Genomic DNA, 18,619 nt, shown 5'->3' with positions numbered 1-18,619 from the left:
TCCACGAGGTTGTCCGGTAGGGATACATCAAGGGATTGCGGAAATGATCAGGTCGATTGCCAATTTTGATTTCAATGGCGGATTCCAGGATTTGATGGGGCACGTTGCACGTGTCCAATCGATCGGGGATTTCGTGTTCTTCAAGTTCATCTTCGACTTCCTGCGAAGCAAGATAAACAAGTTCGGCATCGACATGATGGGGGAAATGATGCAGTGGGTCGGCGGCATCGCCCTCACGCTCATGACCCTGTGGGTGCTGGTGCAGGGCTTCCGCATCGTGACCGGCCGCAGCCGGGACTCAATGATGGTGCTGGTGACCAATATGGCGCGTGCGGCGTTGATCGTCAGCGCGGCCACCACGATGGGCGCTTTCGGCACCAACCTTCAGAGCTTCCTCACCCACGACGTCAAGGCAGAAATCACGAAGGTCGTGACAGGCTCGAACGAGTCACCCGAAGCTCAGATCGACAAGAGCCTGGCATGGATGCAGGTGGCGCTTTCCAGTATCGACGCCATCCAGATCATGAATGACGGGGAGCTGCTGGAGGACAAGAAGCGGGCACTGTTCTTCATCGGCATGGGCACCGCAGGTCCAGCCATCACCGCTGGTGCGATGCTGATGCTGTATGAAATCGCCATGGCGCTGTTCATCGGCTTTGGCCCCCTGTTCATCCTCTGCCTGTTGTTCGACCAGACCAAGCAGTTGTTCCAACGTTGGCTGTTCTACGGCATTGGCACGATGTTCTCCATGGCCGTACTTGCAGCGATGGTTTCCATCGCACTGGACATGGTGGTACGTGTGGCGGCCACTTTCTGGACCACAGCGCTGGTGCAGGAATTCATCCTCAAGGAAAGCATGTCCGACGGCATGACCAGCCAGGCAATGCAGCAGGGAGGCATGGGCCTGATCCTCACCGCGTTGATCCTGACTACACCCCCAATGGCAGCGATGTTCTTCCAGGGTACCCTGGGCACCTTCATGGCATATTCGCAGATAGGCGGTGGTGCAAGTGCCTCGCCGAGTGCCGATGGTCGTCCGCCGGGCATGTCGGCTCCGCCGCCGGCGCCGTCGGGAGATCGTGGTTCGGTGGGGGCGCCTGTCGCAGCAACCTCCCCTGTTGTCAATAACGCGATTGCTCCGACTCAAAGCCCAGGTATGCGAGGAAATGCAACAGGTCAATGAGTTGTGAGACTGAGGCGCCGTGAATTTTCAGAGATTCAAGACAATGGCCGATTTCAAACCTTTACGCGGTAATCCGGCGTTCGTGACTCTGACGCTGCTGTTTGCTGCACTCCTCGTTGCCAATAACGCCAATGCGGAGGGCCGATGCCCGGCCGGCCAGTACCCCATCGGCGATCAAGGGGTGGGGGGGTGTGCCCCCATCCCTGGAGCGGGGGGGAGCGCCCGTGGGGCGGAACCCGCTGGCCAGTGGCATAAGACGTGGGGTGCCATTGCTTCCTCGCCCAGCACGAACGAAGCAGGCGTGGCGACAGGGAGGGCTACGAAGGAGGATGCGGAGCGTGTCGCTCTCGAGGGATGCGGCATGCGCGCTGCTCGCGACTGCCGAGTACTCATCGCGTACCGGAACCAGTGTGCGGCTTGGGTCGTTCCTCAGAGCCAAGGCAATGGGGCGCGTGGTGGCGTTGCGAGCGGTAAAGACTTGAAGGAAGCCATTGCGCAGGCACAAAAGATCTGCGTGGATCCGGCTGGAACGCAATGCAAAGTCGCCTACTCAGCGTGTTCTGAGCCGGTCTATGAGGCGTTCTAGCTAAAGGATCCTGACAGCCAGTGCTTGGAGCGTGTTGATTGCTCAGGGCAACGGCTTGGGCAAGCTTCGACATGCCGACGTGAAGGCGATATTGGTGCGACGGCGTCTATGTGATCGACAGTAACTTGCTGCGCCCCGGCTCTACTTCAACTGGGTGATTTACTTCAGTCGAGCCTGCGTTGATGCACAGTCTGACGCGATTGACCTTGAGCGTTCAGCGTGGCTGCGCCACCATCGGGCTTGCAGCGCACTCCGGTTGGAATCGCCGAGTTCTCCAATGATCTTGTACCCGGCTAGCCCGGGCCTGTGTTTGCTCTGCGAAGCCTTCCCAACCCGGGAGGCAAGTTTGGGCAACGATCATCTGCTCAGGCCGTCCCGCCTCTCACAATGGGCAGCAAAGGAATGAGTCTCCCCATGAAACGAATCCACCTCGCTTTTCTCCCGTGCCTGCTGATTGCAGGCCTGCTGCCGTTCACCGCGCTTGCCGAAGGCAATTGCCCGCAGGGCATGTATCCCATCGGTGGCCAGGGTGTACAGGGCTGTGCGCCCATTCCGGTGAGCAGCTCAGGCTCCCCGTACAACAATCGCCCCAACTGGGCGCAGACCGTGCGTGGCGTGGCGATGGATGCCCGCGGCGACACCTTCATCAGCAACTCGATGCGCTCGCGGGGCAAGGCCAAGCGTGCATCCATGAAGGAGTGCAAGGAGTTCGGGAAAGGCGAATGTACGTTGGCGACCCTGTTCCAGGCGCAATGCGTGGCGGTCGCCCACGCGGGCCTGGGCACTGAAACCACCAGCGTCGCCACCGCCATGTCCGAACAGGGAGCGGTCATTGTCGCGATGCAGCAATGCAACGCGAAGGCGGCATGGAAGCAGCTGCCGCAGGGACAATGCGGGATCGCCAGAACGGCCTGCACGGCGGATCTGTTCATTAGGTAAGGCGCCATTCACGCTAAGCCCCGTTTTCTGTGATCAATTCCGCTTTTCGATTTCCTCGCACTTCGACGCGGCAGAACGCCTCGCGGTAAGCTCCCCACGCGTCATGAAAATGACGCGCCAGTGCCGCCGAATGCAGGGGTTCTTCCGTCCAATGAGGACGCTGTCAGCCCCTGCGTCGGGTGACGCTCGCCATCATCGCGGTCTTGCCGTACGCAAGGCTATGATTCCTGTCCGCGCAGGCGCGGATAAGCCGGAACGCGTTCCGGCTGGGCAGGGAGGCGGGTATCGGCATGACCACATTGAAGGAGTGGGAGGGGATGGAAGACAGGGTTGGCGCACACATGGACGATGCCCTGGCATTTGTTCCGTCCGGTGCGAACCTGCTGGAAGCCGTAAGGGGCGAACTCAACGGCGATGGCATCGAGTATCAGCTGCTGGTCATCGACCAGCCGACGCCGGAAGGGCTGGTGCCCGGCCAGCACGGGCCAAACCGGGTGCTGCTGTTGCTGCGCGGTGATGGGCGCGGGCGCTGGCAGCTGGCCGCGCGCAACGACAAGCTGGTGCCGTGTTCCACCCGAGGTGGCCTGGCCGGCGACCCTTTTGCGTATGCAATGGTCGAGAAGGGCACCTTCAGCGTGATCACCAACGGCGGTAGCCGCGAGCGCTGGAGCAGCACCTACCGGTTCCGCTATGCGCCCGCGGACAAGGCCTGCTGGGTTGACGGGGTGAGACGCAAGGTCGTGGATATCGAGACCGAAGCGACCAACATCCGGGATTACTCGGCGGCGGAGCTGGGCAGGGTGAGGTTCGAGGACTTCGACCCATCCAGTGTTGCCGAGGTGTCGCTTCCATGAGCCAAGCTCCAACCGGCGGAAGGGAATCCGCGCTGATGAAGATTCAGGAGTTGCACTGTGTCGACCGATAGAGAGTCGCAGCTGTTGCGACAGGCGACCAAAGCCGGCATCGACTCCCCGCTTGAACTGGCCAATTTCATGGCCCAGGCAGGGCACGAGTCGCGCGGCTTGAGCCGGCTCAACGAGAGCTTCAACTTCACCCGGGGAATCTCGCAGATCCCGGTGGAGGCTGCGTGGCGCAATGGCAACGCCGCGTTGGAGAGCGCCCGCCAGGAAGCGCTGCGTGGTCGCCCGGAAAACCTGGCTGAGTTGATGTACGGCGGGCGCATGGGCAACGACGCGCCTGGTGACGCGCTGAAGTACCACGGCCGCGGCTATCTGCCATTGGTCGGCAAGGAGAATTACGAGCGTGCCGGCAAGGCGCTGGATCTGGACCTGGTGAATCAACCGGAGCTGGCAGCGCAGCCCGAGCACGCAGGCCGTATTGCCGTATGGCAGTGGCAGACACGGGTGCCGGAGGGGGCGCGCCATGATGTGCGAGAAGCAACTTATGCGCTCAACGGCGCGCTCAATGGCATCGAGGCGCGCCGGCAACGATTTGAGGTCTGGCAGCAGAAGTTGACGCCGGACGTGATGGCGCGACTGGATCGCGGCGAAGTCGGTGCGCCGGCGCAGACCGTTGCACGCGACATGTCGCATGCCGGTGAGCCCGGCAACGCATTGTTCGAGGATGCGCGCCAGCACCTGCGGCAGATGGGGCCGCAAAGTGGACTGCGCAGTGCACAGGAGCTCGACAATACCGCTGGCGCATTGGCGCTGGGGGCGCAGAAGGCCGGCCTGTCGCGCATCGATCATCTGCTGGCGGGCAACGACGGCCGTACGCTGTTTGCAGTGCAGGGCGCGCTGGGTGATCCGGCCATGCTGCGTGCGTCTGTTGACCGGGAGCAGGCCTCCCAGCAGTCACTGGCGCAGAGCAGCCAGCAGTTGGCGGCCAGCGTTGCGCAGCAGGATCCGACGGCCGCGCTCGCCCGCGAGCAGGAGCAGCGTTCTCGATCCCTGTAGCACTTGGTGCCGGCGGGCAGGGTGCCCGCCGTTGTTTTGCGTACGACGCGTGGCGCCCTGTGGCGCCGACATGGAAACCCACCCGTAAGGACACCACATGCGAATCGTTCCCTTGAATGCCCTGCAGGCCGCTGCCCGCTGCAATGCATCCGCGCGCCGCCTGCCGCCGCTCTGGCTGCTGTCACTTGGACTTGCCGCAGCCTCGGCACAGGCTCAGGAGACAGCGCCGCCCGTCGCGGAAACGCACGCCACGGCACAGGCGATCGCTGATGCGCCTGCAGGGACGGCACCGCCTGCCACCGTCGAGCGAACCGTTCCGGCGGCAGCACCCGCACCGCCCGCATTGGCCATCGTGCCATTGCCGCCCGAGCGGGCGACCGAGCGGGCGCTCGGTGCGCGCTGCCCGGTGGATCTGGCCGGGCGACTGGCGACCCAGGGCGACCTGCTGACCGGCGCCTGCCAGGGCACCATGCCGGCGCATCTGGCCGCTCTGCTGGTTGCGCTGCCCGAGCAGGACATCCACCCGCCGCGCAACTGGCGCGAGCGAGAGGTACAGCAGAAGGCCTGGTTCAAGGCGGTGCCTGGGTACGGCCAGCGCCCGGACTTCATCGTGCGGATGGGCGACGTCTGGGTGCGCTCGCTGGAAGGGCGCGACGCCGACAGCACGTTCTACCTGGTGTCCGCGCCGTTCACCTGCAGCGACCAGGTCGCCAACCGCGACGACTACAGCGCGGAGCCGGTACGTGTGCCAGCGGGTAGCTGCCGCGAGGCCTATGTGGGCCAGCGTGTGTACCAGGTGCGTGGCGATGCGCCGCCGAGGGATGTTACCGCCGAAGCGATGCCGGCCATGCCACAGGTGACCGAGGCGGATCGCGCACGCCAGCTGGCGCGTGGGGGCAGGATCACGCTGGATCACAGCAAGCTGCAGTTCGGGCCGGCCATGCGTTGGTTCGTGCAGTATCCGGAGACGGTGCCGAAGGGTGGGGCGCGTGCGTTCAGTGACTGGAACCGCGAGCATCTCGCCTTCGTGGTCTGGACCGGCGATCGCTTCGAGTTGCGCGACAAGGTCTCGCGCAGCCAGTGGCCGTGTGATCCGGTCGCGCCGGGCGATCGCGCCTGCGGCGGCTTCCCGGATTCCGGGCCGGATCTGTTCGTGACCGCCAGTGCATCTGCGCCGGTCGCGGCCACCAGCCCCTGAGTCACGGTGCTGAGGCGGGAGCCGGAATGACCGGCTCCCGCGCTGTCCATCAGGCCTGCAGGCTGCGGGTCTGATGCTGCTGCTGTTCCAGCTGTTGGTCGCGCTCCAGCGCAAGGCGCTGGCCTGCAGCCTGCTGGTCGATGCGCTGGCTGCTCTGTTCCAGCGGCGTGTTCATCGCCACTGCCGTATCCACCGACACGCGAAGGTGGGCGGGGTCACCGCCCTGGCCCTGCACGGCGAAGCTGCGCGAGGCATCGGCGTTCATCACCACTTCGTCGATGCGCTTGCCGCCTGCAGCGTGCATCTCCGCCGCCAGGCTGCCCGCCAGCTGCGTACTCATCACGTCCGGCACGCGGCCAACGCGCACGTCATGTGCGTGCACGCCGCGGATCGCGTCGTTGAACAGCGGGTTGCCCAGGTGGTTGGCATCGTCCATGCGCAGCATGCTGGTGTGATGGCCGTTCTTCTCCGCCTCGCGACGGGCCGGCTCACCGGGTTGCAGCGGGCCACGGATGTGGTCGTACAGATCGATGGCGCCGCCCGGGATGCCGCGTGCAGCGCGGGTGACGCCGCGACGCAGTGACTCGACGTCGTCGCGATACTCCTCGATCATCTTGGCGTTGTCTTTCGCCAGCTTCTGCGTTTCCGGGTGCTTCAGTACCGAGCCTTCGTTGAGGAAGTTGCCCAGCTTGTGCGCACCGAACGAGCTGGTGGCCGCGATGATCGGGCGGTCCGGAATCAGATCACGCAGGGCGTGATTGCTGAAGCCGTTTGCCGCGAGCGTCTTGATCTCGTCGGGCTTGGCATAGATGCGTACCTGGCCGAAATGCGGTGACGCGGCGCTGACCGGATCGGAGGCCATGACGTGGTTGATCATGGTGTTGCCGCCTTCCGGAATGCGATAGCTGAGGCTGACCGCGCCGTAGGCATTGAAGGTCTCGCCCTTGACGTTGAAGTGGTGCGAGGTGATCTGGGCAAGAGCGCCGCCGAGGGAGTGACCGGTGACGGTGACCTGGGGCGCGGGCACACCGTTCAAGCGGGATTGAAGCGCAGCGCCTTCGAGCGTCCTCTGTGTCAAAGCAATCGCGTCAGGCGCCTGTACGTTGGTGCGCGCAACCACCATGCCGCCGTCGGTCAGAATCGCATCGCGAGCGATCTGCTCGGTGCCACGATGCGCAATGACGATCTCTTTGGTGTCTACGCGCTGATAGACGGTGCCCTGATAGCCGTTGAGACGATTGTTGACATGCTCAAGTATCTTGTACTCATGGCCGTTTAACGTGACTTTTTCTTCTTGGCCGGGTTCACGTCGGCCGACGGCCCGATCCTTGTAGGCGTCATTGGATAACGCGGCGTAGTCCTGAGAGGTGATGGTCACGGCGCGACCTCACTTGCGGAGAGGGTGATCGTAAACAGCTTGTCCTGCAGATCAGCGGCGTAGTTGCTGCGATCGGGCTCGCCACTGGCTGGGAAGTTGGGAACGCGATCTGCCTTCGGATAGACCAGATCCGGATAGTAGAGCGTATGGGCGCCACCTTCGGTCAGCGGCTTGGCGTCGACGAAGGTGAGGAAGCGGGTCTCTTCTTCGGCACCCGTCGCCTTCAGCATTGCCCCGGCACCGGTGAACTCCCACTTGCAGACGCCACGACCGTAGTAGTCCTCATCCAGCATGCGGTCCACATATAGCGTGCCGCGGTACTCGCCCTCAGCGACCTTGCGCAGCTCCACCGGTTCCTGGCTGGTGATACGTGCAGCTGTGCCGGTGGCCGGCTCGATGTGGCCGCACTGATCCTCGTTGGTGACGTCGTACTGCGCTACGCCCTTGACCAGTGCGAAGTCGCCGGGTGCATCCTTCAGGCGCAATACCAGTTCATAGGCCTTGCGCGGGCTGGGGTTGAGCTTGGCGAGGCCGCGCCCACCCTGGGCGACATCGGCTTCGGCAGCGGCACGTTCCTGGTTCATGGCGGTCTCCGGGTTGCAGGCGGTCAATAGAAGCAGAGCAAGGCACGGGATCATCTTGTGGCGCAATGTCGGCCTCCTTGGGGGTAGGGGTTGTTGAACTGGCAGCTCATGGCACGAGCTTCTGCACAGTGGTGGTGGTTGAGAACAGCGCGTCGCGCAGATCTTCGCTGTACCCCGACGGATCTTCCTCGCCACTGGCGCCAAAGTTGGCGACAGTGTCGGCGCGCGGATAGATAAGGTTTGGGTAATAAAGCGTAAGAGGTGAGTCGCTCTCCATGCGCTCCTTGTCGACGAACGTAAGGAATCGCGTATCCGCCTCGCCGGTCGTAGCGCGCAACATCGCACCGACACCCGTCAGCGTCCAATGGCAGACGCCACGCCCGTAGTAGTCCTCGTCCTGCATGCGGTCGAGGTAGAACGTGCCGCGGTATTCGTTCTCGTCGACCTTGTGTAGTTCCACCAACTCCTGGCTGGTGATACGGCTGGCGGTACCGGTCGCCCACAGGACCCGGCCGCAGTCCCTGTGGTTGCTGACGTCGTACTGGGCAACGCCCTCGACCACCGCGAAGGGACCGGGGGCATCCTTCAGGGTCAGTACCAGCTCGTAGCCCTGCTGCGGTGACGGGTTGAGCTTGGCCAGGCCGCGTCCACCTGCGGCAACGTCACGCTCTGCGTCCGCGTAAGGCGAGCAGGCCGTCAGCGCCATCAAGAGGCCCATCGGTACCAGGTGGCGTCCATCGCGTGTCGGCGTGGCTACATCCATGGCGGCATCCTGCATCGTGCGTCCGTGTCCATATATCCTTCCCTGGTGACAGGTTTATCGATTATGGAGTGTTCTGGAAACCTGGCGCCAGCTACGGCAAGGTGTCGGTGACGGAATTTTGACGCATTCAGCGTTCGGCAGCGTCGCCGAATCGATTGCGGCACAGGCGATTCGGGGTTGACCAGGCGATTGCGCTTCGCGTTCGACATTTCGCCGCCAATTTGTGACAACGGTCGCCTATTCACGCGACTCTCACGCAAGCGAGCATTACGCCATGAACTACACCATCCGTGCCGAAGCCATTGATGATCACGCCACCCTCCATGCGCTCACCGAGGCCGCATTCCGGAACGCTGCGCACAGCAGCCATACCGAGCAGTTCATCGTCGACGCCCTGCGCGCGCGCGGGGAGCTGAGCGTTTCGCTGGTGGCCGAGATGGACGGGAAGGTGATCGGCCATGTGGCGGTGTCGCCGGTGACGATCAGCGATGGCAGCACGGGCTGGTTTGGCCTGGGGCCGATTTCGGTATTGCCCGCCTGGCAGGGGCAGGGCATCGGTGCGGCCCTGATGCATGCCGCACTTGAAGCACTGCGTCAGCAGGGCGCACATGGCTGTGTATTGCTGGGCGAGCCCGCCTATTACAGTCGCTTCGGCTTCTGTGCCGAGCCGGGCCTGGTGCTGCCGGGTGTGCCGCCGGAGTACTTCCAGGCACTTTGCCTGCAGCCTCCGTTGGCACAGGGCGAAGTGCAGTACTCACCGGCCTTCGAGGCGACGGCCTGATCCGGGCCTGGCACGTTTCTGCTCAGGGCGCGCGCCAGACGGTCGGTTCGGGTTGCGGCTTCGGAATGCGGTAACCGCCGATGTGTTCAAGCAGTTCATTGGTACGGCGCTGCTCGACCAGTACTTCACGCAGCAGGTTGCGCACGGCGAAGATGGCGAACGGCACCAGGATCCAGACCAGGCTGATGCCCAGCGCAAACAGGGTCAACAGGGCTTTGGCACCATCCATGCGGCATTCCTTGGTCGAAAGCAACCACGCTAGCACGTGGCTGCTGCCGACGGATGTCAGCCGTTGTGCCGAAGGTGGATCAGCGGATACGGACGGCCTTGCGAATCCAGCGGTGAACGTCCGGTTTCGACGAAGCCCATGCGCAGGTAGAAGCCGACGGCCTGTGCGTTCTGTTCGTTGACGTCAGTACTCAGCTGCGGATGCTGGGCCAGTGCGTGCTGCAGCAGTTGCCGGCCGATGCCGGTGCCACGTACGTCCGGATCGATGAACAGCGCTTCCATGTGCGTGCCGTCGATCAGCATGAAGCCCAGCGGCCGATCCTGCGCATCGACAGCAACGGTCATCGGCGCTTGCGGCAGGAAACCGGCGACTTCGGCATCGATGGCCTGGCGGTCTTCGGCACTGAGGAAGTCGTGGGTGGCGTCGACGGCGCGGCGCCAGAGGTCGACAAGAGCGGCGCCGTCGTCGGCGCGGGAGGGGCGGAGGGTGATCATGGGTTCGCCAAGGTGCTTGCAAAGAGTGCGTAGTATGGCGCGTCCCGATCCAGCGCGCAGATGTGGATTCATCCGGCGTTGCGATGGCGGATGAAGGGGCTGTAGGTAGTGGCCTCCGCGCGCAGCACAACGCCGTCCTCGAAATCGCTGCTGTCGTTGAAGGGCACGGTGGGCCACTGCGGCCATTGCGCCAGGCGTTCGCGGTAGTAGTGGGTCGCTGCAGCCAGTGCCTCGTCGTGGGCCTGCACGCGCTCCGGTCCCAGCCCGGAACGCACGCCGTGCACCACGTGCGGTTCCATCACGTCGAAGCCAACGTAGCGCAGGCTGTACATCAAGGGCCACAGCAGCAACCGGGTATCTCCCTCGCGGCCGTCGACTGCGCAGGCCCGTGCCGATGAGCCGGTGGTGACGCTCAGCAACGCACGCTTGCCGCGCATCGCTCCGTGCTCATGACGCAGGCGGCTGTTGTACATCGGCCCGTACACCAGTACGCGGTCCAGCCAGCCCTTCAGGATGGCCGGCGCCGCGAACCACCACAGCGGGAACTGCAGGATCAGCAGGTCTGCGGCCCGCAGCAGTTGCAGGTGACGTTGCACATCGACGGGCAGCTTGCCCTGCTCGGCGCTGTGCCGCTGTTCGCGTTGGGCGTCGAAGTGGCCGGGATGCAGGCGATGCGGATGGTGGTCAGCCGCTTCCAGCGGATCGAAGCCCTCCGCATACAGGTCGACCACGTCCACCTGCAGCGCGTCATGCCGCAGTTGCTCGGCGGCCTGAGCGGCCAGATGTGCATTGAAGGAGCGGGGCTCGGGGTGGGCAAGCAGGATCAGGGCGCGCATGGGGCGAGGTGTTCGAGGAGTGTGCGACCATCCTCGCGGTGCCGGCATGCGCCGGCAATTACGCACCTTGAGGTAACCATGGCCTTTCCCGGGGATGTCTATGCCGCCGACTGTTCGGCACGCGATGCGCTGGCGCTGATTTCAGGCAAGTGGGTGATGCTGCTGCTGCCGGCATTGGCGCAGGGCCCGCTTCGCAACGGCGCGTTGCTGCGGAAGATCGAAGGCATCTCGCAGAAGGTGCTGACCCAGACCCTGCGCCAGCTGGAGCGCAATGGGCTGGTCGAGCGGTGTGACCGGGGCAGCAAACCACTGCATGTGGAGTACCGCCTGACCGAGGTCGCGCGCGGCCTGGTCGAGACGCTGTCCGCCCTGGATCGCTGGGCCGAGCACAACTTCCCGGCGCTCGATGCGGCCCGCGAGCGCTTCGACGCGCGCTAGCGGCGCCTGCACGGCCCCGGGCGTACAATGCGCCCCCGGCGGCCATCCTGGCCCAGTTGAAAAGCGAGAACCGCCATGACCGATGTCCTGGGTGTACCGGTGCACGATGCCGATGAACACTGGATGCGCCATGCACTGGCCCTGGCCGAGCGCGCGCAGCGTGAGTTCGACGAGATTCCGGTCGGGGCGGTGCTGGTGGGCGCCGACGGCCAGCTGCTGGGCGAGGGCTGGAACCTCAACATCGCCTCGCACGACCCCAGCGCGCATGCCGAGATCGTGGCCATGCGGGCCGGTGGAAAGCTGCTGGCCAACCATCGCCTGCTTGGCAGCACGCTGTACGTGACCTTGGAGCCGTGCGCGATGTGCGCGATGGCGATCGTGCATGCGCGCGTTTCGCGCCTGGTCTACGGCGCCAGCGACCCCAAGACCGGTGCGTGCGGCAGCGTGTTCGACCTGCTCGGCGATGCCCGCCACAACCACCGGGTCGAGATCCACGGCGGGGTGCTGGCCAAGGAAGCCAGTACGCGCCTGACCAATTATTTCCGCGCCAAGCGTGGCAAGCCGCCGCTGCTGCTGGAAGACCACGTCGGCGAGGGCTGAGGGGCGAACGGGTATGATGGGCGCCTCTTTCCTTCACCGGTAGGCCGCGCGCCTGCCCAGCAACGAGGCGACACAATGGCGGACACCGGCGCGGCCAACGAACGACTGATCTGGATCGACCTGGAAATGACCGGGTTGGACACCGACAACGATTCGATCATCGAGATCGCCACCGTGGTCACCGACGCCCAGCTGAACGTACTGGCCGAAGGTCCGGAATTCGCCATCCATCATCCGCTGGAAACGCTGGAGGCGATGGACGAGTGGAACCGCAACCAGCATCGTCGTTCGGGCCTGTGGCAGCGCGTGGTGGACAGCACCACCACCCTCGGCCAGGCCGAGGCGCAGACGGTGAACTTCCTGGCGCAGTGGATCCCGGCCGGCCTTTCGCCGATGTGCGGCAACTCGATCTGCCAGGATCGCCGCTTCCTGCACCGCCAGATGCCGCGCCTGGAGAAGTACTTCCATTACCGCAACCTGGACGTATCCACGGTGAAGGAACTGGCCAAGCGCTGGGCGCCGAGCGTGGCCGCTGGCGTCGGCAAGAACAGCAACCACACCGCACTGAGCGACGTGCACGACTCGATCGCCGAGCTGCGCCATTACCGCCAGTTCATGGGCACGCTGGCGGGCTTGCCCACGGCCTGAACAACAACGCCGGGCATGGCCCGGCGCGACCGGGTGACACGCGAACTGGTAGTGCCGGCCGCTGGCCGGCAAGGCGTCGGGGTCGGATCCATTTCCCGCGGCAAGGGATCCGACCCCTCTGTCGTGCCTCGCGACGAACCGTTCAACTCCCCGGCGCTAAGATCGGCGCCATGAACGAGCCCATCCTGCTTCCCCGCGACATTGCCCACGACGCCCGCGACTGGTCCGACCTGCAGCGGGCGGTGGCCCTGCTGGAAGCGCCGACCCTCACCGCGCGCATGGCCAACCTGGTCGGCACGCCGCTGGAGTTCGCGGTGAAGGCGCTGCCCAAGGCGGTCTCCGGTCGCATACACGGAGCGGTGCAGGCGGCGCTGTCCAAGTCCGCACAGGCGGCGCTGTGGAGCATGGACAACACCCCCGGCAAGGGAGCGTCGACCCGTTGGCACAAGCTGGCGGCAGCCACTTCGGGCGCGGTCGGCGGTGCCTTTGGTTTCGCGGCCTTGTTCATCGAACTGCCGGTGTCGACCACCATCATGATGCGCGCCGTGGCCGACGTGGCCCGCAGCGAGGGCTTCGACCTGTCCGAGTTCAGCACCCGGCAGGCGTGCCTGGAGGTGTTCGCGCTCGGTGGCAACTCGCCGCGCGACGACGCCAGCGAGACCGGCTACTACCTGGCCCGTGGCTTCACCACCGACGTGATGCGGCATCTTTCGGCCGAACTGGCTGGGCGTGTGGTGACCGGCCGCGACCTGACCTTGGGCGTGGCACCGAAAGAAGCTGGAAAGCTGCTGGCGAAGATGGTGGAAAAGGTGGCGGCGCGCTTCGGCGTGGTGGTTACCGAGAAATTCGCCGCACAGGCGGTGCCGATCGTCGGTGCTGCCGCCGGTGCAACACTGAATACCATGTTCACCGACTACTACCAGGACATGGCGCGCGGCCACTTCATCGTGCGCCGGCTGGAGCGCAAGTACGGGGAAGACGTGGTGCGCGCCTGCTATGACCGCGTGGCGCATGGTGCGGTAAAGATCGAGCCAAGGCTGGAGTAGAAGAGCCACGCCATGCGTGGATGAGTCCTCGTGGCGGGTGATCCTTGCCTCGAGGGAACAATTGTTTTGCCAGTGCATGCCTGTTGCCTGGCAGCCGGCATCCCCATCCTTTGCGGCACTCCCCCCGCAAGAGATTGCCGCCATGATGTTCACCCCCCACCGCCTGGGCGCGTTGACGCTGCCCAACCGCATCGTGATGCCGCCGATGACCCGCTCGCGCGCCGCCGATGGCAACGTCGCCACCGCGGAAATGGCCGCCTACTATGCGCAACGCGCCAGCGCCGGCCTGATCGTCAGCGAAGGTACCCAGATCAGCCAGCAGGGCCAGGGCTATGCCTGGACCCCGGGCATCCACAGCGTCGAGCAGGTGCAGGGCTGGCGGCAGGTGACCGATGCGGTGCACGCCGCCGGTGGCCGCATCTACGCCCAGCTGTGGCACGTCGGCCGTGTCTCGCATGTGGCCCTGCAGCCCGATGGCGCGGCGCCGGTGTCTTCCTCGGCATTGCTCGCCGAAGGCGTGAAAGTGTTCGTCGACCCGACTGGGGCGGGTCCCGAAGCCGGTGTGGGCGAGATGATCCAGCACTCGATGCCGCGCGCGCTGCGCGAGGACGAGATTCCCGGCATCGTCGCCGATTACGCGCAGGCCGCGCGCAATGCGCTGGCCGCGGGATTTGATGGTGTGGAACTGCACGGCGCCAACGGCTACCTGATCAACCAGTTCATCGATTCGCAGGCCAACCAGCGTACCGATGCCTACGGCGGCTCACTGCAGAATCGCCTGCGTTTCCTGCGCGAGGTGGTGCAGGCGGTGGTCGAGGTTGCCGGTGGCGAGCGTGTAGGCGTGCGCCTGGCGCCGCTGACTACGCTGCAGGGGGCGGTGGACGATACGCCGCAGGCGACCTATCTGGCTGCCGCACACCTGCTCGGTGAGATGGGGGTGGGCTACCTGCACATTGCCGAGGCCGACTGGGACGATGCACCGCCGATGCCGGTGGCGTTCAAGCAGGCGCTGCGCATGGTCTACCCGGGCACGCTGATCTACGCCGGCAAGTACACCGCCGAGCGCGCCGAGCAGGCACTGGCCGAAGGCTGGGCTGACCTGATCGGCTTCGGCCGGCCGTTCATCGCCAACCCGGATCTGCCCGAGCGCCTGCGTACGGGTGCGACGCTGAATCCGCCGGATCGCGCCACGTTCTTTGGCGGTGGTGCGGAGGGTTTCACTGATTACCCGGCGCTGGAAGAGAGCGTCGCGGCCTGATCCTGGGCGCTGCCGGCCGCTGGCCGGCATTTCAGTCAGGCGGCGAGGGGGGTAGTGCCGGCCGCTGGCCGGCATTTCAGTCAGGCGGCGAGGGGGGTAGTGCCGGCCGCTGGCCGGCATTTCAGTCAGGCGGCGAGGGGTAGTGCCGGCCGCTGGCCGGCATTCCACTGCCGGATCACGGCTTGTCGCGCACCAGCGCATCAGCCTCCATGACCCCACCATCCTTGCCATGCAGGTAAAGGTGCATGTCCTGCTGCGGATACGGAATGTTGATGCCGGCCTTGTCATAGCCCAGCTTCAGCTGCTCCAGCAGGGTGACCTTGGTGCCGAACCAGTCGGCCGACTTCACGTAGCAGCGGATGCCGAGGTTGATGGCGTGTGCGCCCAGTTCGTACACCACCACGTCCGGTGCGGGGGTCTGCAGCACACGCGGGTCGGCCTTCATCAGCGCCAGCGCGGTGTCGCGTGCCAGCTGGATGTTGTCTTCGTAGCCGATGCCGATCACCAGTTCGACGCGGCGCGTCGGCTCGGCGGTCAGGTTGATGATCGGCGCGGCGGTGATCAGCGTGTTCGGAATGGTGGTGTGCTGGTTGTCGGCGCCAGTCAGAACGGTCTGGAAGATGCGCACTTCGCGCACGGTGCCGGTCTGCCCGGCCACCGTCACTACGTCGCCGACACGGAACGGGCGCAGCGTCACCAGCATCACGCCCGAGGCGATGTTGGACAGCGAATCCTTCAATGCCAGACCGACCGCTAGGCCAGCGGTGCCGAGCACGGCCAGCAGCGGAGTGATCTTCACGCCGAGTGTGTCGATGGCCAGCAGCGCCACGATCACCAGTGAGGTGGCATAGACCACGTTTCGCAGGAAGCTTCCCAGCATCGGGTCCACACCCATGCGCGCAGTGGCGCGCGGCATTGCATTGGACAAGCGACGTGCCACCCACAGGCCCACCAGCAGCACCACGATCGCGGCCAGCAACGGCACGCCGTAGGTTTCCAGCAGGCGTTCCCAGTCGAGCGAGTGGAACCAAGGCGTTGCGGCGGGGGCGGCGGGTGCTGCTGCGGCGATCATGCGGAAGTCCTTTGCTGAGAAACGGTGTCTGCGTGGGGCAGGGCGTGCGTGCACGCCAGAAACACGAAGCCCCGCAGAGGCGGGGCTTGCATGCAGCAGCAGTATCGGCCGACGCCGATGAACACGACGTCAGCCTGTAGCCATCACGGCATCAGCCGTTGGCCTTCAGCTTGGCCAGGCGCAGCCAGGTATCGACCACGGTGTCCGGGTTCAGCGACACCGACTCGATGCCTTCCTGCATCAGCCATTCGGCCAGATCCGGGTGATCGGACGGGCCCTGGCCGCAGATGCCAACGTACTTGCCCTTGGCTCGTGCTGCCTTGATCGCCATCGACAGCAGCTTCTTCACTGCCGGGTTCCGCTCGTCGAACAGGTGCGCAACGATCGAAGAGTCGCGGTCCAGGCCCAGGCTCAGCTGGGTCAGGTCGTTGGAGCCGATCGAGAAGCCGTCGAAGATCTCCAGGAACTCATCGGCGAGCAGTGCGTTGGACGGCACTTCGCACATCATGATGATCTTCAGGCCGTTCTCGCCCTGCTTCAGGCCGTTCTGTTCCAGCACCTCGACGACCTTGCGGCCTTCTTCTAGGGTGCGCACGAACGGAATCATGACCCACAGGTTGTCCAGGCCCATTTCGTTGCGCACGCGCAGCACGGCCTTGCACTCCAGCGCGAAGGCGGCCGAGAAGCTCGGGTCGACGTAACGGCTGGCGCCGCGGAAGCCGATCATCGGGTTCTCTTCGTGCGGCTCGTAGTTGCTGCCGCCGATCAGGTTGGCGTACTCGTTGGACTTGAAGTCCGACAGGCGCACGATCACCGGGTTCGGTGCAACCGAGGCGGTGAGGGTGGCGATGCCTTCGGCCAGGCGGTCGACGTAGAAGCTGACCGGATCACCGTAGCCGGCGATCTTCTCATCGATCTTCTTCTTGGTCGCCGCGTCCTGGCGGTCGTATTCCAGCAGTGCGTTCGGGTGGATGCCGATGTGGCTGGCGATGATCATTTCCAGGCGGGCCAGGCCGATGCCGGCGTTCGGCAGCTGGCCGAAGTCGAAGGCACGTTCCGGGTTGGCCACGTTCATCATGATCTTCAGCGGGGCCGGCGGCATGTTGCCCAGATCGGTGGTGGTGCGCTCGAAGCCGAGCTTGCCTTCGTAGATGAAGCCGGTATCGCCTTCAGCGCAGCTGACGGTGACCAGCTGGCCATCTTCGATGACCTTGGTGGCGTTGCCCGAACCGACCACGGCCGGCACGCCCAGCTCGCGCGCGATGATCGCGGCGTGGCAGGTGCGGCCACCACGGTTGGTGACGATGGCCGAGGCGCGCTTCATCACCGGTTCCCAATCCGGGTCGGTCATGTCGGCGATCAGCACGTCGCCCGGCTGCACGCGGTTCATGTCGTCCAGCGTCTTGACCACGCGGGCCACGCCCGAACCGATCTTGGCGCCGACGGCACGACCTTCGGCCAGCACGTTGCCGCCCTTTTCGGTCAGCGCGAAGCGCTCGATCTGGGTGGCGTGGCTGCGCGACTTCACCGTTTCCGGGCGCGCCTGCACGATGAACAGCTTGCCGCTGACACCGTCCTTGGCCCACTCGATGTCCATCGGGCGGCCGTAGTGCTTTTCGATGACCAGCGCCTGCTTGGACAGTTCCTGCACGTCCTCGTCGCTGATCGAGAAGGTGTTGCGCAGTTCGACCGGAGTGTCCTCGATCCTGACGCGCTCACCCGGGACATCCGAATACACCATGCGGATCGCCTTGCTGCCGAGCGAGCGGCGCAGGATCGCCGGCTTGCCGGCCTGCAGGGTGGGCTTGTAGACGTAGTACTCGTCCGGATTGACCGCACCCTGCACGACCATTTCGCCCAGGCCGAACGAAGAGGTGACGAACACCACGTCGCGGAAGCCGGACTCGGTGTCCAGGGTGAACAGCACGCCGGAGGAACCGACGCCCGAACGCACCATCAGCTGCACGCCGGCGGACAGGAACACGTCCTCATGCTTGAAGCCGTGGTGGACGCGGTAGGCGATCGCACGGTCGTTGTACAGCGAGGCGAACACTTCCTTGACCTTGTGCACGACATCGTCGGCACCGGTGACGTTGAGGAAGGTCTCCTGCTGGCCGGCGAAGGAGGCATCCGGCAGATCCTCGGCGGTGGCCGACGAACGCACGGCCACGGCCACGTCGCCGCCGCCGTTTTCGGCGCTCAGCTTGGCGTAGGCGGTGCGGATGTCCTGGTCCAGCTGCGGCTGCAGCGGCGCATCGATCACCCAGCTGCGGATTTCCTTGCCGGCGGCGGTCAGCGCGTTGACGTCCTCGACGTCCAGCGTGGCCAGCTTGTCGAAGATGCGCTTGGACAGGTCGTTGTGCGCGATGAAGTCCTTGAAGGCTTCAGCGGTGGTGGCATAACCGCCCGGCACCGAAACGCCCAGACCGGCCAGGTTGCCGATCATCTCGCCCAGGGACGAATTCTTGCCGCCTACGCGGGCCAGATCGGCCAGACGCAGTTCGTGCAACCACAGGATGTTCTCGTTCAAGCGCGATGCTCCGTTTGGCCATCGCCCGAGGCGGGCTGAGTGGCCGCGTCCGTAGGAAGAAGCCGATATGATGCCGGGCAGAGCACCGTCGGCACAAGCTTGTGCTGGCGGCCTTTTTAAGCTTCGTAGGGGGTAAAAGC

20 protein-coding genes are annotated in these 18,619 nt (G+C 64.9%); 12 read left to right on the top strand and 8 right to left on the bottom strand.

Translation table 11 applies throughout. The annotated features are described in order from the left end of the window. Window positions 1-43 precede the first annotated feature (43 nt). From AC5P99_RS03680 to AC5P99_RS03655, 6 genes are all read left to right on the top strand, one after another. Window positions 44-1,183 (top strand): TrbL/VirB6 family protein, encoded by a 1,140-nt coding sequence (locus tag AC5P99_RS03680; protein ID WP_049402204.1) that lies wholly within the window; start codon window positions 44-46, stop codon window positions 1,181-1,183. 43 nt (window positions 1,184-1,226) lie between these two features. Then, window positions 1,227-1,769 carry a DUF4189 domain-containing protein gene (locus tag AC5P99_RS03675; protein ID WP_088436220.1) on the top strand — a complete coding sequence of 181 codons (543 nt, stop codon included), beginning with the start codon at window positions 1,227-1,229 and terminating at the stop codon, window positions 1,767-1,769. 387 nt (window positions 1,770-2,156) lie between these two features. Beyond that, window positions 2,157-2,708, top strand: a complete 552-nt coding sequence (locus tag AC5P99_RS03670; RefSeq protein ID WP_254919432.1) for a DUF4189 domain-containing protein — start codon at window positions 2,157-2,159, stop codon at window positions 2,706-2,708. 317 nt (window positions 2,709-3,025) lie between these two features. Then, a complete protein-coding gene (locus AC5P99_RS03665; protein ID WP_005410114.1) occupies window positions 3,026-3,562 on the top strand; it encodes a hypothetical protein in 537 nt (178 codons plus the stop codon). 57 nt (window positions 3,563-3,619) lie between these two features. Further along, window positions 3,620-4,624 carry an XVIPCD domain-containing protein gene (locus AC5P99_RS03660; RefSeq protein ID WP_012480631.1) on the top strand — a complete coding sequence of 335 codons (1,005 nt, stop codon included), beginning with the start codon at window positions 3,620-3,622 and terminating at the stop codon, window positions 4,622-4,624. A gap of 97 nt (window positions 4,625-4,721) precedes the next feature. Then, a complete protein-coding gene (locus AC5P99_RS03655) occupies window positions 4,722-5,822 on the top strand; it encodes a hypothetical protein (protein ID WP_012480630.1) in 1,101 nt (366 codons plus the stop codon). Window positions 5,823-5,871: 49 nt separating this feature from the next. Here the strand turns inward: AC5P99_RS03655 and AC5P99_RS03650 are convergent, their stop codons facing one another. Genes AC5P99_RS03650 through AC5P99_RS03640 form a run of 3 tightly spaced genes read right to left on the bottom strand, consistent with a single transcriptional unit; the run spans window position 5,872 to window position 8,547 of the window. Continuing rightward, on the bottom strand, window positions 5,872-7,200 hold the full coding sequence (locus AC5P99_RS03650; RefSeq protein WP_005410111.1) for an XVIPCD domain-containing protein: 1,329 nt from the start codon (window positions 7,198-7,200) through the stop codon (window positions 5,872-5,874). Then, window positions 7,197-7,850 (bottom strand): hypothetical protein, encoded by a 654-nt coding sequence (locus AC5P99_RS03645; protein ID WP_005413833.1) that lies wholly within the window; start codon window positions 7,848-7,850, stop codon window positions 7,197-7,199. Before AC5P99_RS03645 ends, AC5P99_RS03650 begins: the two co-directional genes overlap by 4 nt. A 40-nt stretch (window positions 7,851-7,890) precedes the next feature. Continuing rightward, window positions 7,891-8,547 carry a hypothetical protein gene (locus AC5P99_RS03640; protein WP_062607457.1) on the bottom strand — a complete coding sequence of 219 codons (657 nt, stop codon included), beginning with the start codon at window positions 8,545-8,547 and terminating at the stop codon, window positions 7,891-7,893. A gap of 274 nt (window positions 8,548-8,821) precedes the next feature. Between AC5P99_RS03640 and AC5P99_RS03635 the strand changes: the two genes are divergently transcribed. After that, window positions 8,822-9,328 carry a GNAT family N-acetyltransferase gene (locus AC5P99_RS03635; protein ID WP_088436219.1) on the top strand — a complete coding sequence of 169 codons (507 nt, stop codon included), beginning with the start codon at window positions 8,822-8,824 and terminating at the stop codon, window positions 9,326-9,328. A 22-nt stretch (window positions 9,329-9,350) separates the two neighbouring features. Here the strand turns inward: AC5P99_RS03635 and AC5P99_RS03630 are convergent, their stop codons facing one another. From AC5P99_RS03630 to AC5P99_RS03620, 3 genes are all read right to left on the bottom strand, one after another. Beyond that, complete coding sequence (locus AC5P99_RS03630) at window positions 9,351-9,557, bottom strand: hypothetical protein (RefSeq protein WP_005410107.1); 207 nt, start codon at window positions 9,555-9,557, stop codon at window positions 9,351-9,353. A gap of 56 nt (window positions 9,558-9,613) precedes the next feature. After that, the gene (locus AC5P99_RS03625) at window positions 9,614-10,051 is read right to left on the bottom strand and encodes an acetyltransferase (protein WP_049449095.1); all 438 of its coding nucleotides are present in this window, start codon (window positions 10,049-10,051) and stop codon (window positions 9,614-9,616) included. Window positions 10,052-10,119: 68 nt separating this feature from the next. Continuing rightward, window positions 10,120-10,887, bottom strand: coding sequence for an NAD(P)H-dependent oxidoreductase (locus tag AC5P99_RS03620; RefSeq protein WP_049449097.1), 768 nt, complete (start codon window positions 10,885-10,887; stop codon window positions 10,120-10,122). 78 nt (window positions 10,888-10,965) lie between these two features. Between AC5P99_RS03620 and AC5P99_RS03615 the strand changes: the two genes are divergently transcribed. From AC5P99_RS03615 to AC5P99_RS03595, 5 genes are all read left to right on the top strand, one after another. Further along, window positions 10,966-11,325, top strand: a complete 360-nt coding sequence (locus AC5P99_RS03615; protein ID WP_005410104.1) for a winged helix-turn-helix transcriptional regulator — start codon at window positions 10,966-10,968, stop codon at window positions 11,323-11,325. Between the two features lie 75 nt (window positions 11,326-11,400). Then, window positions 11,401-11,925, top strand: coding sequence for a tRNA adenosine(34) deaminase TadA (gene tadA, locus AC5P99_RS03610; protein WP_005410103.1), 525 nt, complete (start codon window positions 11,401-11,403; stop codon window positions 11,923-11,925). Window positions 11,926-12,000: 75 nt separating this feature from the next. After that, window positions 12,001-12,573, top strand: a complete 573-nt coding sequence (gene orn / locus AC5P99_RS03605; protein ID WP_049449100.1) for an oligoribonuclease — start codon at window positions 12,001-12,003, stop codon at window positions 12,571-12,573. 170 nt (window positions 12,574-12,743) lie between these two features. Continuing rightward, entirely contained in the window at window positions 12,744-13,619 is an 876-nt protein-coding gene (locus AC5P99_RS03600) for an EcsC family protein (RefSeq protein ID WP_033833153.1), read from the top strand. A 142-nt stretch (window positions 13,620-13,761) separates the two neighbouring features. Further along, window positions 13,762-14,877 (top strand): alkene reductase, encoded by a 1,116-nt coding sequence (locus tag AC5P99_RS03595; protein WP_088436218.1) that lies wholly within the window; start codon window positions 13,762-13,764, stop codon window positions 14,875-14,877. A gap of 175 nt (window positions 14,878-15,052) precedes the next feature. On the opposite strand, the gene AC5P99_RS03590 is transcribed toward AC5P99_RS03595, so the two are convergent. Then, window positions 15,053-15,949, bottom strand: a complete 897-nt coding sequence (locus tag AC5P99_RS03590) for a mechanosensitive ion channel family protein (RefSeq protein ID WP_088436217.1) — start codon at window positions 15,947-15,949, stop codon at window positions 15,053-15,055. 151 nt (window positions 15,950-16,100) lie between these two features. Then, window positions 16,101-18,479: a phosphoenolpyruvate synthase gene (ppsA, locus tag AC5P99_RS03585; RefSeq protein WP_005410098.1), complete on the bottom strand. Its 2,379-nt coding sequence runs from the start codon at window positions 18,477-18,479 to the stop codon at window positions 16,101-16,103. Between the last annotated feature and the right edge of the window lie 140 nt (window positions 18,480-18,619).

This window comes from Stenotrophomonas sp. YJH_SMC_80 (genome assembly GCF_059372495.1).
This window is presented reverse-complemented; position numbering and strand designations above follow the sequence as displayed.

Coding starts and splice junctions, on each gene's coding strand:
- AC5P99_RS03590 (WP_088436217.1), bottom strand. CDS start 15,949: ATGATCGCCGCAGCAGCACCCGCCGCCCCCGCCGCAACGCCTTGGTTC.
- AC5P99_RS03630 (WP_005410107.1), bottom strand. CDS start 9,557: ATGGATGGTGCCAAAGCCCTGTTGACCCTGTTTGCGCTGGGCATCAGC.
- AC5P99_RS03615 (WP_005410104.1), top strand. CDS start 10,966: ATGGCCTTTCCCGGGGATGTCTATGCCGCCGACTGTTCGGCACGCGAT.
- AC5P99_RS03640 (WP_062607457.1), bottom strand. CDS start 8,547: ATGGATGTAGCCACGCCGACACGCGATGGACGCCACCTGGTACCGATG.
- AC5P99_RS03675 (WP_088436220.1), top strand. CDS start 1,227: ATGGCCGATTTCAAACCTTTACGCGGTAATCCGGCGTTCGTGACTCTG.
- tadA (WP_005410103.1), top strand. CDS start 11,401: ATGACCGATGTCCTGGGTGTACCGGTGCACGATGCCGATGAACACTGG.
- AC5P99_RS03600 (WP_033833153.1), top strand. CDS start 12,744: ATGAACGAGCCCATCCTGCTTCCCCGCGACATTGCCCACGACGCCCGC.
- AC5P99_RS03655 (WP_012480630.1), top strand. CDS start 4,722: ATGCGAATCGTTCCCTTGAATGCCCTGCAGGCCGCTGCCCGCTGCAAT.
- AC5P99_RS03595 (WP_088436218.1), top strand. CDS start 13,762: ATGATGTTCACCCCCCACCGCCTGGGCGCGTTGACGCTGCCCAACCGC.
- AC5P99_RS03665 (WP_005410114.1), top strand. CDS start 3,026: ATGGAAGACAGGGTTGGCGCACACATGGACGATGCCCTGGCATTTGTT.
- AC5P99_RS03680 (WP_049402204.1), top strand. CDS start 44: ATGATCAGGTCGATTGCCAATTTTGATTTCAATGGCGGATTCCAGGAT.
- AC5P99_RS03620 (WP_049449097.1), bottom strand. CDS start 10,887: ATGCGCGCCCTGATCCTGCTTGCCCACCCCGAGCCCCGCTCCTTCAAT.
- AC5P99_RS03635 (WP_088436219.1), top strand. CDS start 8,822: ATGAACTACACCATCCGTGCCGAAGCCATTGATGATCACGCCACCCTC.
- AC5P99_RS03625 (WP_049449095.1), bottom strand. CDS start 10,051: ATGATCACCCTCCGCCCCTCCCGCGCCGACGACGGCGCCGCTCTTGTC.
- orn (WP_049449100.1), top strand. CDS start 12,001: ATGGCGGACACCGGCGCGGCCAACGAACGACTGATCTGGATCGACCTG.
- AC5P99_RS03670 (WP_254919432.1), top strand. CDS start 2,157: ATGGGCAGCAAAGGAATGAGTCTCCCCATGAAACGAATCCACCTCGCT.